The sequence below is a fragment of the Winogradskyella aquimaris genome, from assembly GCF_042676105.1.
Classification (GTDB): Bacteria; Bacteroidota; Bacteroidia; order Flavobacteriales; family Flavobacteriaceae; genus Winogradskyella; species Winogradskyella aquimaris.
Map to the genome: position 1 here is coordinate 1 of NZ_JBHTJQ010000008.1, position 16,810 is coordinate 16,810.

A 16,810-nucleotide genomic window follows, 5' to 3' on the forward strand; every position below is an offset into this window, starting at 1 on the left:
GATCAAATCAGTGTTCTGTACCTCGCCGTTACCATCTATATCAGCGTTGTCGTAACCATTAATTCCACGGAGTATCTCAACCTCTAGCCTATCTGTATTCTGTACCTGCCCATCACCATTGAAATCTCCAGAATAGAGCGCTAAAGTGCCATCAGGTAAAGTCGCTATCGCGTTGTTACCACCATCTACATCATCTATAAACAATGTGAAATTGAAAAATGATGTATTACCTAAAGTTAATGTTAATGTTTGTGCCGATAGCACACCAAGATGATTACGATGGCTTACTGATATATAGTAGTCTGCTTCAGGTACGTCAAAATTCAAGGGTGAAATTCCGTCCACCGCAACAATATCACCATCGCGTTGTAATAATGCAGATGTTTCAGAGATAACATTGCTTATATTAAAATCTTCCCTAAGCTCAACCCATACCCAATCTACAATAGCATCAGGACCTGAAATCGTAAAGACAGATGGGTCACAACTTAACGCATCAATGTAAGGACTCAATGTTGGAATCAATCCATTTACTCTCAAATCATCTCCCATCAAGAACTCCTCACCTGGAGCTGAGTTGGCCGCAAACCCTTGAAGTTTAACTTTGCCATCTACCAATATGTCACAAGATTCTACTATTGTTACAAAAACAGGTTCTCCTGCACAATCTGCCAAAAACGCCTTTGCGTTAAACTGATAGGTCCCTGGAGCTGTAATTTCCGTCAAGGGCGGAGTATTGGGATTAGCTTCCAAATCATCTGTTTCATTATACCATAAACTTGCTGGGTCAAAAATATTTCCATTTAAATCTGCTTCATTAAATGGACTCGTATCCACATCTATCTGAATTTCCAATTCTTCATATAATCCAATTAAATCAATATTACTAAAGTCACATCTCGTAACTGTAATATTCGGACCTGGATCAAAAGCGACGGTCACAAAATTAGCAGTACATTGGGTCGTACTTTCCACCGAAATACTCTCGGTACCGATTGAAATTGAAGTACTGACTTCGACATCAAAAATATAGGTAAATTGGCCCGCTCCAGTATCTGGAAAACGAACCGTAGTCCCGCTTCCTTCTTGAGAAGCTCCTGGCACTCCTGTTGATTGAGAGATGTTAAAGGTTGATGAATTATATTTAGGATCTGTGTAATCAACACCGGTATCAATGTTATTGAGATCAAAGGTGTTCTCACAGATAGCATCTCCATTTCCATTAAAAAAACCAGCACCTGCAAATTCATTAAATATTATGGATGAAGATATATAGTTAAAGTTACCTAGATTATCAGAAATTTCAAACTCTACCTGAACAATAAGTCTGTCTTGTATATCATCAAAATTAGGGTCTTCTAAAAACGTGCTAATCACAGTATAATTAATGGCAAAATTACCGCAAGGTGAAGTATTTACTAAAGTTTCAAAATCCTCTAACCATTGATTTACCTCGGATGTATTTCCTAATCCATCATAAACTAATATTAATTCATCTGGTGCTTCAATTGAGTTAATATCACAGTTTTGAAATGGTCCAATAAACCCTTCTGATATTATTAATGATCCTGTATTTACTTCATTAACCGCTACTTCTCCTATGGAGTACAACACCTCCAAACTTGAACCAGTGGAACTTGCTCCACCACTATCAATACTACTCTTTTCGACCGTTTGACCAAAGGAAAAAAATATGGAAAAGAAGCATAAGCTATTTAGAATAATCGATTTCATAATGCTTTCAGATTAATCTCGATTTTCTAAAGCTTCTACTCGTCTTAATAGGTCTTGTAAAAGTAATTGTTGCGCCTCAATTGTCTCATTTTGTTGCTCAATAATCTCTTGCTGTTCCTTTATGCCTGCTGTAAGTATTGGAATAAGTCCAATATAATTTACTCCAAGATACTCTATTATAGGATCTTCTTTTGTTTTGCCTGGTTGGATGTTGGTAGATACCAGATTAGGAAATACCTCTTGCAGCTCTTGCGCTATAAATCCTATCTGTGGTGCACTAGACATATTCATTTTTTTAATATACTCTTGTTTTATATTGTAACTTGTAGGATTTAGCTGAGCAATAGATTCCAAGGCATTATTTACGGTCTCGATATTAGTTTTTAATTTACGATCTGAAGCATTGATTAGGGCTCCAGTATATGCAAGATCACCAGAGGCATAGACCGCATAGTTTGTTGCCCCACCAGATGCAAAGCCGAAAATACCATAATTAGTGCCTGTATTCGATCCAAAGGAACCCCCATAGGTTCCATAATATGATCCGCTGCCCGAAGCCGTAACTTGACCACGAACACCCATATAGCCAGCTACACCAAATACACCATAACCATAAAAATCAGTTACAAGATTCTCACCGTAAACACCTGCATTATCAACCGATCCAATATGATTTTTAATTCCATTAACCGCATGATCAGTAAAATTAATTGAGTTTTCATTGACAGTTAACTTTCCATTTATAGTTACATCGCCTGAGGGAAAACCAGAAGAATTTAGAGCGTAAAGAGCATAAGGAACTGTTTTGAAATCTGTTGTACCAATATCAACATATCCAGAGCCTGAATCGATCTCAGTTCTTAAGGAAGTTGTTCCTCCACTCCAATCTATATTTGAAAAAATGTCACTTGTAGTTCCTGCGCCAATATTTACAATCGCAATTCCATTAGCATCAGTATCAGTGTTATGTATTTCTTGATAAACTTGAGATGCATCAACAAATATTGTAAATCTTATGGTAATATTTTGATTAGTCAATGTATTTCCCTGGTCATCTTTGACCAAAGCTTTATAGTTTATAGAATTGTTTTGGGAAAAGGATAAAAAAGTTACCAAAAGGGCAAGCCCTAGAAAATATGTTTTTTTCATTTAAAGAGTAAAAGCAATACTCAAAACATCCGAGCTTATTCTGATTTGGGAAAGAAACTACCTTAAGAAAGCGTTCTAAGTATTTGGTTAATAGCATGCTCAATTTAGGAAAAAAAAATTATATCAAATTAAAATAGTCTCAATTTCATAAAAAATACTCAATATGAGTATAGTAATTACTCAAAAAGAACAAAAGCAGCCCATTTACTTGGCTGATTTCTGTATTTCTTAACCATTTGCCTTTGCGTTTGAATAAAAGCTAAATTTATGGATTGTCTATTCAACCAATTATGGTAGAATGATTCCATAAATTCTGACGTTTCGAAATCAGGGACTTCCCATAAACTCATAATGATCTTATTTACACCTGCCATTTTAAAAGCTCTTTGTAACCCATAAACACCTTCACTTCCCTCTATATCTCCTAAACCTGTTTCACAAGCGCTCATTACAACCAAATTAGTTGCAGACAAATCTAAGTTAGAAATCTCTAGGGCTGTTAGAATACCATCCTCAATTATATTGAGAGGTTTACGAGTATATTTCCATGCGTAATTAGCATTAGCCAATATTAAACCTGAACGTAATAATGGATCTTGTGCTAACCGGTATTGATCTTCCATACTCAATTTGGATTGGTTACGACTTTGAAAAGAACTGTTTTCAAAGAAATAACCATGGGTTGCAATATGAATTAAACTAGGGCTAGAACCATCAAGACGTTTAAAACTTTCTTCAGTTGCTTCATTATTTGTAAGTAAGGATGCAGAAACATTAAACTCACTCAATATTTTGTTTATGCTGTTGATCTCTGATACTGTTCCTTCTAAATAGGTCCATGATTCTCCCCTGGTTTTTGTGCCTCGGACCTGACTAAATGAAAAATCATCAGTAGTATCTCCAAATGATGGTTCTACTTCAGTCTCAATTTCATTTTGCTTAAAGTCATAATTAACACCACCTATTAATAGTGAGGAATTAACGGCAATATTATCCCGTAAGTCTATTAAATTATATGTGCTGCTTAATTGTATTAAATTATATTTTTCAATAATTGGCACGTTATCTTTAGTTAGGGCTGCCAATGCGATCTGATTTAAAATACCTGTTGAAGAAAAATAGATGGTCTCGCTATTAGAAACAATAGATTCAAGTGGTTCCCATATTAATGAATACGTTTCGTCAGAAGTATAAATTCTGTCAATATCCATAACATTTAAGACATTCTTTAGTTCATTTTCCTTGAACAATGGAATCACTTTTGGCTCCATATTTGAATTATTGAAAACATAAGCTAAATATTGGATGTTCTCCGATAAAGATCCGTTTTCTACTATATTGAAATGAGCAAACTCAACAGCTATCTCATTTGGTTCCAAATAATTTTGGATATCCTTCCAATTTCGAAGGAATGATTGGCTTTGATTAAAATTTTTAGAATGTAAACGTACCAGTGAAGTCTCCGAACTATTAATGATTTGCTTTAGACTATCAACGTTTAAAGTTCTTTTGGATATAGGTTCCGTTAAAACTTTAGCTAACAATTTTTTTAAGCTTTTATACTCTTGTAACTTGTGGTTAATCGAGTTATCATTTAATTGCTTTAAATCTCTAAGTAATCCTTTGGTATTATTTAATAACAACCCTTTTAACAAAAGTTGATTGTTTAAATTGAGTTCTTTTAAATCACCAATTTGAATATCTTTAGTAAATGCAATGGACTGCATATCATCAAAATGTTTTGAAATCATTTTGAGGAATGCTTTCTTTTCTATTTCACTACTGAAACGAAATATTTTATCGACCTGATTTAAAAATACATTATTGGATTCCTTTAAAATTGCTACAGCATTATCATTTTCGTTTAAGCCGAAATAAGTTTCACTTCTTGTCTTTAAAAACCTCCCATAATCTTCATGATCCGAACCTAGAATTAACTTAATATTATCTGCAGCATTATCAATTAAAGGTTTGGCTTTTGAATACTGTTGTGTTAAGTTATAGAGCTTGGCCAGATCATGGTTACGATTGTAATAATCTTCATCATCTGGTAAATTATTATTTTTAAAATATGCTATGTTCTTCTTCATAAGCGCTTCAGCATTCTTTACATCACCTAATTGAAATAGGGTTTTTGCATAATCATTGAGCATATAACTATAAAACTCATGCCACTTCTCACCTTCTTTAACCTCAACTGCCTGTAACGCTTGTAAAAAATATGTTTTAGCCTCTTCATATTTACCTTCTTCAAAATATAACTTCCCTATATTATTTAAAAGCTTGGCAAATTCTTGATGCTCTTTCCCATGAGATAGCTCCATAGATTCTAGGGCTAATTCATAGGTTTCATGTGCTTTATCAAATCGACCTATATTTTCATAAAAATAGCCCATATCCATAAGTCGGGTACTCTTGGTATAATTAGAAATTCCTTTTACAGAAAGCGCAAGGTCACAATAGTGAATAGCCTTTTGATAATCCCCGAGCCTGTCATAGCAAAGACCTATATTACCTAACACAATGGCATAATTATCTAAATTATCAAATCCTTTTTCGATAAAAACATTCTGAACTTTCTCGTAAGCCTTAATCGACTCTTCATAATTATTATTCTCTTTTTCTATTCGACCGAGCATGTAATTTGCAAGTAAATATTCCATGCTTTCAAAATCACCCTTTTCTTCATAAATTCTAATGGCTTCAGTCTCAAAAAAAGCAGCCTTTTCAAGAAGGCCATTGCTTAAATAAATTTCACCAAGTTTATTGAGTTTATTTGTATAATCTGCGTGTTCCTTACCTTTAGTATTGCTAATATTACTAAGTATTTTCTCCGCAGATTGGTCTGCTTCTATTCTTTGATTTAATCGTAAATAAACATTAACCAAATCCGTTAATACATCGTTCTCAGACAATTCATCTGAAGTTTTATTTTTGATTATTGACAATGCCTTTTCCAAATTATTCTTTGCGTTTTCATAATTTTTTAAGGAAGCTAAATAACTTTTTCCTAAACCATTTAATACTAATGCGTAGTCTACACTCAACGTGTCACCTGCTTTTTTTAATGTAAATACTCTATCATTATTTAACAGGATAGCCTTTGAAACATAATTGTATCTTAATGCCATATTGGCTAAATGCTCAATTTTTTTAGAAAAAGTAACTCGATCTGATAGATTTAGAGATTCTGAAAAACTAAATATAGCATCAGTTAGATTTAATGAGTCAATAGTTTGTACAGATTTAAGCTTTAGATTGACCTCATAATAGGCTATTAAGGATTTGCCGTATTTTTCTTTATTCCTAAAATATTTCTCTGCAATCATGAAGGCCCTTTCAAGAGGCGCTAAAGCTTTTGAAATTGAATCATTTTTTAAATAATTAGTTCCTTCTTTATAATGTAATTTCCAATGACTTCTTTTTAATTCTTGGGAGAGCAATACTGATGTACAACAAATGAATACAGATACTAAACAATACGTTTTTATTGATTTCATAGGTTCATTAAAAGCAAATTATTAGTGTAGATGTAAAAATTTGAAGCGATTGAATATATCTTCTTTAAACCAAATATCAAAATAAGTAACCTCATAAATTGACATATAATGCTTACCAAAAGCGTATTATAAAATATTGATTATATTAGTAATGCTATTAATTCATAATGAAAACATCTACAAAACGGCTACTAACTAGTGCTTTTTACAGTTCACTCGTTTCTTGCATTATCTTAGGGATACTTTCAATTGCCTTTTTAAATATTCGGTTTTTTAATCCATTTGAAAAAGCATTTCAAGACTTTAGTTTTTTGGATGTGTACTTTTCAGAACAATTAAATGAAGACCCGAGCATCAATTCTGAAATTGTTCTTGTTAACATAGAAAAACATGACAGAACTGTTATTACTTCTCTGTTGAATTCTATAATAAAGGCTGACCCAAAGGTCATTGGTTTTGATATTATCCTAAAAGAAAAAAAACTTCATGACGCTGCCGACTCCTTATTGGCCAGACTTCTTAAAAATGATAAAATAGTGACCTCATTTGAGATTACTGAACAAGGTCTTATAAAGAATGATGATTTTTTTGGACACAATCCGAATGAAAGTTTTGTCAATTTCAATTTCAATGAAGAAAACGTTATAAGAAAATTTTTAGGTGTAAAGGAAATTGATTCTCAAATTTACTATTCCTTTGCTGCTAAAGTTGTTCAAAAATATATGAGCCAAGAGTATTGGATTAAACAAGATTTTAATAATAAACTAAAATCTGAACAATACATTAACTACAGTGGAAATTTAGAAAAATTCCCTGTATTGTCTGGCACGGACTTACTATTTAATGAACAAGACTTGTTTCTAAAAGACAAGATTGTTATCCTAGGCTATCTTGGTGTATCAGACATGGTTAATGATTATGATATTGAGGATAAAGAATGGACTCCTCTGAATAAGGAAATCACAGGAAAAAGTGATCGTGATATGTATGGTGCTGTTGTACACGCCAATATCATCAATATGCTTATCAAAAACAATACAATTAAAACAATTTCTAACTTTTGGTTGATTTTATTTACTATCCTCTCTATTTACTTATCTACAGTTGTTTATTTAAGATTATACATAAAATATAAAGACACATATGGAGTAAGAATTCAGATATATCAGCTTATCTTCTCGATTGTTCTTCTTCTAACTTCATTTTGGTTTTTAAGAAATAACATTGTTTTAAAACCCATATTAATTATTCTAGGTATCATCGTTTCTGGTAGTTATTTTGAGTATCATGATGAGGTATTCAAATTTTTGAGCAAAAAACTTAACATAAAAATCAATCATTATGAGTAAATCTACTGTCTATATTTTTTTCTTTTTTCTTGTTTGCAATACCATCTTTGCTCAAAATGAGTACTTATTTGTATTAAGATGGAAAGGACAGCCTTATCTAGTGGAAAAGGACTCAACAATACAAATTACAAGAGGCGCTGCCATTAACAAGAAAACCAAGTTAGTAATGGGTAGAAATGATGAAATAATTTTAATCAATGGTGATGGCAATGCAATTAAACTATACGAAACAGGTACTTTTAAGTTCAAGGAACTAGTCAGCTTACCACCATTAGAGAATAATAGCAGCTACTCAAGAAAACTAATGAACTATTTCATAAAAGAATTTACCTACTCATTAAACAATGACAAAGTAAAAAGTGGCGTTGTTTACAGAGGTGATTACGTGGAATTAATTCAACCTCTTGACAGTACAAAGTTCTACCAAGATGAAATTACCTTTAACTGGACTGCCATTGAAAATAAAACCAAACCCTATTACTTCATTATTAGAGAGGCTGGTTCAACTGAAGCTACTATGATCGGCTGTTACAGCAATAAAATTAGTCTTTTAGTAGATGGTGTTAATTTAAAGGTTGGGCAATCATACCAATGGACTGTAGTTGAAAGCAAATACGAAAATCTCGAAAAAATTAATTACAAGACTTTTACATTACTGGATGACAGTTCCTACCAAAATATTAAAAAAGAAGTCGATTACTTATCTGAATTTTTAGGTTCCATTGGTTTTTCTGAAAATGAAATTGAATCTATATTGTGTAATGAATACAAAACGTGTTTTTGATCATTAAAAATAATGATAATCCCTATTTTTATTTCCAAAAATTTTTAATTTGATAAAACATAAAAAATGTTGTTTCACCATTGCTTCACCAAGAAATCAAGGGAAGCTGGAAAATAAGGTAAATAAAGGCTTTAGCGATTTGAGTTTAATTCCTGTCGCGATCACAGAAAGCCATGTCAGTAATGACGTGGCTTTTTTGTTTCCTTAAATTTTAGAAGGAATCTATCTCAAATTTTCACTTCACTCTTGTTTCGTCATCAGAAGAAAGGAATCATCATCATGTCTTTAATTTAGGGGCATTCTAATTTTTTGGTTCAAATCCAATCTCCAGCTAGACTTTAGGAAATCGCCTTTAGTGGCTTCGTGTCAAAACATGCGCTTGAACATGATCTGATAAAACGCAAATCATCGTAAGATTATTAGTATTTTTTCAATACCTTTAATGGTATTAAAATTCAACACGATGATAGGATTATATATTTTTCTTGGTTTTTTAGTTTTGTCCGCATTTTACGGCATTGGCATTTACAACCGATTGGTAAAATTAAGCACGCTGGTCGATGAGGCTTGGAGTGGTATTGACGTGCAATTAAAAAAGCGCTATAATTTAATACCTAATCTGGTAGAAACTGTAAAAGGCTATGCAAGCCATGAAAAGGAAACTTTTGAAAATGTCACGAAGGCCAGAAGTCAAGCACAAAACGCCACAACGGTTGACGAACAACAAGCGGCTGAAAATCAGTTGAACAAGGCCTTAATCAATTTATATGCCGTGGCGGAACAATACCCTGAGCTAAAAGCCAATGAGAATTTTTTAAACCTGCAAAATGAATTATCGGTGATAGAAGGTGATATCGAAAAATCCAGACGTTATTATAATGGCACCACACGCGATTATAACATACTCATTGATTCGTTTCCGTCTAACATAGTTGCAGGACTCACCAAATTTGAAAAAGCAGCATTTTTTGAAATTGAAATGGCGGCAGAACGAGAAAATCCACAAGTAAAATTTTAAGCCTTGCGACAACTTTTATGCCTTTTACTTTTATTGAGCAACGTATGGGCTTCGTTTGCACAAAGCGAACGTGTACTGTCGTTTCATTCAGCGATTGTAGTCGATACCTCAAGCAGCATTACGGTAACAGAGTCCATAAAAATCTATGCTAAAGGATTTGTTTTTAAAAGAGGTATTACACGTACCATCCCAACCGTAAGTGCGGATAGTTCCGGCAACAGTGTAAAGCACAATTTTAAGATCCTAGCTGTAGAAAGGGATGGCAGGCCATCAAAATACCACACTAATAGTGGGAGTGGCAGCACTACCATTTATGTGGGAGACAAAGACGTGTTTTTAAGTGAAGGTACGTACGACTACACCATAACTTATCGCATGGGTGGACAAATTCGCTTTTTTGAAGATTATGATGAACTTTACTGGAATGTCAATGGTTTTGATTGGGCCTTGGATTTTGGTGAAGTGTCCTGCGACATTTCCCTGCCAACAAGTGGTACAATCATTCAGGAGGCCTGTTATACTGGACGCTATGGTAGCAGCAGTACAAACTGTAGTATAACACAAGTTTCTGATAATCGGATACGCTTTAGTGCTGGTCAAATGAACGCTGGCGAAAACTTAACTGTGGCTGTGGGGTTCAACAAAGGTAGTGTGACCCAACCTCCTCCACCTCCACCTCCAACATTTTTGCAAAAGTTTGGTGCCCTACTATTAAGCACCTTTATCAGTTTGGTACTCTTGTTTTATTATGGTTATACCTGGTTACGATTTGGTATCGATCCACCAAAGCCCACCGTTATTCCTCAGTTTGAAATCCCAAACAACATGTCACCTGCCTCTATAGGCATGTTAGATAAACTGCGCTATCACGGTGATTTGATAACAGGCACCATAATAAATTTAGCTGTAAAAGGCTATCTTAAAATTGAAGAACAAACCCAAGACTATGTATTTGGCTTGTTTAAAAGCCAAACCTTTGTTATCCATAAATTAAAGGACGATATAGGTATGCTAAAGGATGAAGAAGAAGTCCTATTCTCAAAATTATTTTCGGACACTGACCAACTCAAATTAGATGGTGAGTACGATTCTGATATAGGTAGTGCCGTTACGGCCTATAGAAGCTCACTAAAACAACAGCATCATGGTTTCATTTATGAAGGCTTTAATTACAAATTTTGGTTACTACCATTGTTCACCATAGTGGCTTATATAATCGCCTTTGTGGTCCTCGCTTCAAAATACTTTGAAGGCGAGAATGATGGAGTGATATTCGCTGTATTCTTGGTGTTTAATATTATCTTCTTTTTGATTTACCAATACCTGATACGAAAACCAAGTTTAAAAAAGTTGAAGCTCCGATCATTGATCGAAGGTTTTAAGATGTACATGAGTGCCGCAGAAGAAAAGCAAATCGCACATTTTAATCCACCAGATTTAACACCAGAAATTTTTGAAAAGCTTTTACCTTATGCCATTGTATTGGGCGCTGAGGATGTTTGGGGTTACAAATTTCAAAAGCTTATCAACACCGCTGTCGTTGACCCAAGTTACCAACCGACATGGTATGCTGGTCGCGTGACCAATTTCTCAAGCTTCAACCATAGCTTAAATTCATCCTTATCTAATTCCATTAGCAAATCTGCAACGCCTCCATCTAGCAGCGGCAGTGGTTCGGGCGGAGGTGGCTTCTCTGGCGGTGGCGGCGGAGGTGGCGGCGGAGGTGGCTGGTAGTCATCATTTTGAATATAATTTGTAAAATATTGTGGGATTAATTCAGGATGAATCACGTTGGACTATAAAAATTTATGTTTCGATTTTAGCCCAGTATTGCCAGTTACCTTAAAAAAAAGTGACTAAATGTATCCTTATTTTGGAAACTTAATATTGTAACATACCGAAAAAAAAGATTGGTTTCACAACTACTTCACCAAAAGAAATAATAAGCATGGAAGAGGCTATTAATTAAGAACTAATGAAAAAGTTTAAGTCCTTTTATTGATTATTTTTATAGGTCACTATCTAACTCCTCAAATACGCTTTATTTTATTTGACATAAAAACTTTTATCATCGAAATAGAACCGTACCCATCAATCCTTTGGCAGTGCTTCACCTTCCATCCATGGTGCACCCGCATTAACCAAATCTTTTGCTAACTTCGATAATTTCCCTTGACTCATTTCCAACTGTGACTTGGAAGAACTTAATTGCTTATTGATCAACTTTAAAGCATTTTTATGATTTGTCGTAGGGCCGTAAGTGGAATGATCAATTCCTATTTGCAAAGAAAATAATCTACCAACAACTGTTGGCTTTGTTTTTTCTCCCGGTTCTACTTTCGATTTTTGACCATTTAGTTCTTGGTCTATTTTCAAAAGTTCCATTCGTACTTCTGCCAATCGACTATCAAAGTTACCAGCCACTGTAGGTGAATTATTCAATACTTTTTTCATGCGCTCTACACGTGTTAAAGAATTCGTTAAGCTCATTTGAATTGCAGTATGTAAGCGTACGGCTTCTTCATATTCTCGCCAAAATCCAGCAACCTCTTTAGGGGCAGCTCCTTCTAATGCGCCTATATGCAAAGGCACAACCTCAAATTTTATTGGTTGCGACAACGCTTTCACCACTCCATTCACTTGCTCAAAAAGCGCAGCAGAATATTGTCCTGGGGCAACCATAAGCGCTTTTGGTCTATCGTCCCACATAGGTGTTGGAGGTTCAATCATGGAAATAGCATTAGGAGAAGGATACCTTAGATCCCAAGCAACTCTGTGAAACCCTTTCTTGGTTTTGCCCTCTACACGTCTGACAACAGATCCATTTGCGTCTTTAATTTCAACCCATACTTTCGGTGGGTTTTCCATACGTTCTTCTTCCAAGGCTTCCCAACCAGGGAAAGCAATATTGCCTTTATTTTTCTTTTCTTTAGCAGCTCGGATTTCTTGTTTTGTTTTTAAATCATCTTTCAAATAATAGGTAAAAACAGCACCAAAAGGAGGATTGTCAGCCACAAAGTGATCAGCACCCTGATCACCTTTTTTTCCTTCAAAACCTAGATGTCCTCGAGGAATATACCACCATGCTTTTCGTGTAGAAAACAAAGTAGCGTCATTTTTTAAAACTTCATCATTTACTTCTCTAAGTACGCTTATATCATCAAAAACATAAAAACTTCGTCCAAAAGAGGCTGCAACCAAATCATTTTCCCGCCGCTGGATGGCCAAATCCCGAAACGATATGGTTGGAACACCACCTTTAAGTTTTATCCATTTTTGACCTGCATTGGGAGAAAAATAAATTCCAAATTCAGTTCCTGCAAACCACAAATCTTCTTTTACATGGTCTTGTACAAGACGCCAGACTAAGTTCCGTTTTGGTAAATTATTTTGAATAGGTTTCCATGTTTTCCCTCGATCCATACTTTTTAAAATGTAAGGTTGATAATCGCCATACTTGTGATTGTCCATCGCTACATAGACTGTATTCGCGTCATGTAAATCTGCTTTAATATCATTGATATATGGAATTTTTGGCATCCCTTTTATGGTACTTACTTCTATTTTTCGCCAAGTATTCCCATAATCTTCTGTTATTTGTATCAACCCATCATCAGTACCAATGTATATTAAATTTTCATCAAGCGGTGATTGAGCAATAGAAGTAATTGTATTATAATTGGACATAGCGTTTAAGTCCCACGCATTGTCCCAACTCTGTTGTTTTCCCATAATTGGTAATTCCAAACGGTTTTGGTCACGTGTTAAATCACCAGAAAGGGTTCGCCAGTCATCACCTCGATTATCAGAAACCCAAAGTCTTTGCGATGCGTGAAAAATTCGTTTTGGAGAGTGTGGACTAACCAAAATTGGTGCGTCCCAATTATAGCGTTCGTAATCTTCGTCTGCTCCAGGTTGCGGTTGAATGTCCATCACCTCACCAGTAATTAAATCAATTCTAGATAGAGTTCCCTCTTGGCGTTGTCCGTACATAATGTTTGGGTTTCGTGGTTCGGTAGCTGGTTGATGTCCATCCCAATCCAAGACCACTTTCCAATCTGAATTTTGAATGCCATGTACATTATCGGTTCTAGAAGGACCGCCTTCTGTCGAATTATCTTGCGTTCCTCCGTAAATATTGTAAAATGGTTCGGCATCATCAACCGCTACCTTATAAAATTGAGTCAAAGGAAGGTTTGCCATAAAACGCCAATTTTCAGCTAAATCAAATGATTCGTAAACACCGCCATCTGTACCCATCAATAAATAATCAGGGTCGTCTTTTCTGAAAGCCAGCGCATGATTATCGGAATGTTTATGTTGTTCCTTCAAGCGACTAAAAGTTTTGCCTCCATCTTCTGAAACCTGTACCCTCACATCCATCAAATACAATCTATCAAACTGATGCGGTGAAGCATATAGTTCTTGATAATAATGTGGTCCGGTTGCTCCAGATACTGCGTCGGACATTTTCGTCCAAGTCGAGCCACGATCTGTTGAGCGGTAAACACCACCCTTCCGTCTGTCCAATTCAATAGCGGCATATAATACATCTGGCTTTTGAGGAGAAATCGCCAAACCGATTTTACCCATATTGGATTTAGGCAATCCACTTTTGAGTTTTTCCCATGTCTCGCCTCCATCCGAACTCCGATACAATCCCGTACCAGGACCGCCCCCCATATATGCGGCTACCGTTCGGTGTCTATCCCAAGTAGCAGCATACATTTGGTCTGGATTTCGAGGATCAATCGCAATGTCAGTTACACCAGTCCATTCAGAATTCCCCAAAGTCCGCTTCCACGTTTTTCCGCCATCGATAGATTTATACAACCCTCTTTCACCACCTTTTGTCCAGAGCGGACCTTGTGAGGCTACCCATATCACATCTGAATTTTCGGGATGAATTACAATTTTGGATATATGATTAGAATTTTTCAAACCCATATTTTTCCAATTCATTCCCCCATCATCACTTCGATATACTCCATCACCAAACGATAAATGACGGCCACCTACATTTTCCCCAGTACCTACCCAGACGACGTGGGGATTATTAGGATCAATGGTTACGCAACCTGTAGCAAATGAACCTTCATTATCAAAAATAGGATTCCAAGTAACTCCTGCATTTACAGTTTTCCAAACTCCCCCTGAAGCTACAGCGATATACCAAGTATTATCATTTTCAGGGTGAATTGCAATGTCCGCAATTCGACCAGACATAAACGCTGGTCCTATACTACGAAGCTTTAAGCCTTCAAAATTTTCATCTGACCAAGGTTCGACGGGTTTATCTTGAGCAAAAGTGAAAGTTGAACAAAGGAAACACAGCAGCAATGTGAAGAATTGGTTTTTCATGATTTTGTTTTTTGTGTGAAAGAATAATGTAAGTGTGACTGACTCAAACTTAATGAATTATAAGAAGAATATTTACAGAAGTTATATTTAATTTGTTGTGGTTTAAAACCTGAGGTGGTAGTTTAAATGAGAATATCTATTAAAAAGTCAGAATAAAAACTGCACTAAAAACAAGAATTACTACTTTATCTTAATCTACTAATAGTGAATATATTAGATAAGTTTTGGATTATTGGTTCATAAAATAAGCTATCGCGCCAACGCAACAATCAAGTATATTCAATTAGTATAATAGAGTCTTTATTTAATGTAATTTCTAAATATTTGGTTTAAACCATCGATGAAATAAGCTCTTACTTCTTTTTAACTTATAGGTTTCTAAATCTTTTATTTTAAGTTTTTCAATAAATTCAAAAAGATCCTTAGGAGGAATAGGATGCGCAATGGTTTTTTGATAAATATTTACCTCATCTTGAATAATTTCACCAACCTTATCTAAAACTAAAAATAGCTTTAACTGTTTCACATTCATGTTAAGAGGAAATTTTTCATCTAAGGCATTTTTAATAATAGGTGTTCTTCTTAATAACCAAGATAAATTACTAAAAACTGATATCTTAAATCCAGGTTTGAACCGATAATTTTCTTCATCGATCCATTCAAACATTTTCGTTAAAATAGCATCCTTTGTTCTAGAATCTTTCAGTTTATTAGGGTTTCGCCATTCTGCGATTAAAGAAAATCTATGGTCTAATTCAATATCACCAGGAGAAAAGGTTTTAAACTCCTTATAATTCTGATTGTTTATAGTAACCCCTAATTTATTTAAAAAGGGGATTAAACTATAATCAAAATAAGTTTTGTGAATAGGGACATCTACCTTCCCAGATGATACAGATTTAAATCCATCATAAATAACTTCAGAACAAAATAGTTCTTCAGAATTTTTATAGTCCATTCCAAAATCATAAGGAATATTCTTCCCCTTATCAGATTGTACTTTAACTTTATTGTACATATACTTGGCTGCTTCATGCGCCAAATCTTGATCTTCAAATCTAAAAATGACTGCTCTGGCATTATTTTGATTTAAATGGATTTTCAATGGAGCGACAACTGCACCAACCTCAATATGACTTTCTATAGTAAATAGTTCACCCAAATCATTTTTATAAACAAGGCTTAAATGACTAAATTGGGCATCTTTAATTCCAATTCTAGCAATCGCTGCGCTTGTAAATGCATTTCCCCTTGAAAGAATTAAATCACCAGATTTTAGATCATTATAAGTACTAAATTTGAAATTTTTATTAGTAAGTAATACTGGTTCTTCTCCAACGAGCATTTTATATTCTGTTGAATCTTTTGATAATGACTCTATCAGATAATCTTCTAAATATCTTAAAGCTCTGTTTAAGTTCTGGACTTTTAATAAACATACACCACTTGAATCCAAGGAAGATTCATAAAAAGCTAAATGCTTTCTAATATTTAATCTAGTCTCAAATGACAGTCTAATGAGTTCTTTAATTTTTGACTGTTCAATCCTTGTAAATGTTGAATCTAAAGAGGAAATAGAAAACAGTTTTTGATAATACTTGTCTGAAATTTGTACACAATTCTGATAGGATTCAACAGGATTTTGAGATTCTATGTAAATTGAGGATACTATTTTAAAAAGGTCACCCTCTTTATCTGCAATATAATTTGATTGACAGAATAGTGTAAAAGGTAAAAGAAAAAACAGTAGTCTTAGTTTATACATACAATATTTATTCTTGTTAGAATTACTTCAAAAATAATTAGTAGGCTTTCTTTTCAAAAAAGAGTAAAAACCATCCAAGTCATTATTACCAAATAAAATCATTCAAAAAAAGGAAACTTTCTTTTAAAGAATTACTTTCTCTCTAAGTAA

9 protein-coding genes are annotated in these 16,810 nt (G+C 34.4%); 4 read left to right on the top strand and 5 right to left on the bottom strand.

The window, feature by feature from the left end; translation table 11 throughout:
• From ACFQ1K_RS06520 to ACFQ1K_RS06530, 3 genes are all read right to left on the bottom strand, one after another.
• On the bottom strand, positions 1 to 1,734 hold a 1,734-nt coding region (locus ACFQ1K_RS06520; RefSeq protein WP_386133983.1), incomplete at its 3' end, for a hypothetical protein.
• A gap of 12 nt (positions 1,735 to 1,746) precedes the next feature.
• Complete coding sequence (locus ACFQ1K_RS06525) at positions 1,747 to 2,883, bottom strand: tail fiber domain-containing protein (RefSeq protein WP_320556695.1); 1,137 nt, start codon at positions 2,881 to 2,883, stop codon at positions 1,747 to 1,749.
• 176 nt (positions 2,884 to 3,059) lie between these two features.
• A complete protein-coding gene (locus ACFQ1K_RS06530) occupies positions 3,060 to 6,383 on the bottom strand; it encodes a CHAT domain-containing protein (protein WP_320556694.1) in 3,324 nt (1,107 codons plus the stop codon).
• A 167-nt stretch (positions 6,384 to 6,550) separates the two neighbouring features.
• Between ACFQ1K_RS06530 and ACFQ1K_RS06535 the strand changes: the two genes are divergently transcribed.
• From ACFQ1K_RS06535 to ACFQ1K_RS06550, 4 genes are all read left to right on the top strand, one after another.
• Positions 6,551 to 7,732 carry a CHASE2 domain-containing protein gene (locus ACFQ1K_RS06535; protein ID WP_320556693.1) on the top strand — a complete coding sequence of 394 codons (1,182 nt, stop codon included), beginning with the start codon at positions 6,551 to 6,553 and terminating at the stop codon, positions 7,730 to 7,732.
• A complete protein-coding gene (locus ACFQ1K_RS06540; RefSeq protein WP_320556692.1) occupies positions 7,725 to 8,516 on the top strand; it encodes a hypothetical protein in 792 nt (263 codons plus the stop codon). Before ACFQ1K_RS06535 ends, ACFQ1K_RS06540 begins: the two co-directional genes overlap by 8 nt.
• A 463-nt stretch (positions 8,517 to 8,979) precedes the next feature.
• A complete protein-coding gene (locus ACFQ1K_RS06545; RefSeq protein ID WP_320556691.1) occupies positions 8,980 to 9,534 on the top strand; it encodes a LemA family protein in 555 nt (184 codons plus the stop codon).
• A 3-nt stretch (positions 9,535 to 9,537) separates the two neighbouring features.
• Positions 9,538 to 11,268 carry a DUF2207 domain-containing protein gene (locus ACFQ1K_RS06550; RefSeq protein ID WP_320556690.1) on the top strand — a complete coding sequence of 577 codons (1,731 nt, stop codon included), beginning with the start codon at positions 9,538 to 9,540 and terminating at the stop codon, positions 11,266 to 11,268.
• Positions 11,269 to 11,625: 357 nt separating this feature from the next.
• Here the strand turns inward: ACFQ1K_RS06550 and ACFQ1K_RS06555 are convergent, their stop codons facing one another.
• Positions 11,626 to 14,895 carry a VPS10 domain-containing protein gene (locus ACFQ1K_RS06555; RefSeq protein WP_320556689.1) on the bottom strand — a complete coding sequence of 1,090 codons (3,270 nt, stop codon included), beginning with the start codon at positions 14,893 to 14,895 and terminating at the stop codon, positions 11,626 to 11,628.
• A gap of 316 nt (positions 14,896 to 15,211) precedes the next feature.
• Positions 15,212 to 16,660, bottom strand: a complete 1,449-nt coding sequence (locus tag ACFQ1K_RS06560; RefSeq protein WP_320556688.1) for a YiiX/YebB-like N1pC/P60 family cysteine hydrolase — start codon at positions 16,658 to 16,660, stop codon at positions 15,212 to 15,214.
• Positions 16,661 to 16,810: the final 150 nt, after the last annotated feature.

Excerpts from the sequence above, each read along its gene's own strand:
- ACFQ1K_RS06535 (WP_320556693.1), top strand. The coding sequence starts at position 6,551 with ATGAAAACATCTACAAAACGGCTACTAACTAGTGCTTTTTACAGTTCA.
- ACFQ1K_RS06560 (WP_320556688.1), bottom strand. The coding sequence starts at position 16,660 with ATGTATAAACTAAGACTACTGTTTTTTCTTTTACCTTTTACACTATTC.
- ACFQ1K_RS06545 (WP_320556691.1), top strand. The coding sequence starts at position 8,980 with ATGATAGGATTATATATTTTTCTTGGTTTTTTAGTTTTGTCCGCATTT.
- ACFQ1K_RS06555 (WP_320556689.1), bottom strand. The coding sequence starts at position 14,895 with ATGAAAAACCAATTCTTCACATTGCTGCTGTGTTTCCTTTGTTCAACT.
- ACFQ1K_RS06540 (WP_320556692.1), top strand. The coding sequence starts at position 7,725 with ATGAGTAAATCTACTGTCTATATTTTTTTCTTTTTTCTTGTTTGCAAT.
- ACFQ1K_RS06525 (WP_320556695.1), bottom strand. The coding sequence starts at position 2,883 with ATGAAAAAAACATATTTTCTAGGGCTTGCCCTTTTGGTAACTTTTTTA.
- ACFQ1K_RS06530 (WP_320556694.1), bottom strand. The coding sequence starts at position 6,383 with ATGAAATCAATAAAAACGTATTGTTTAGTATCTGTATTCATTTGTTGT.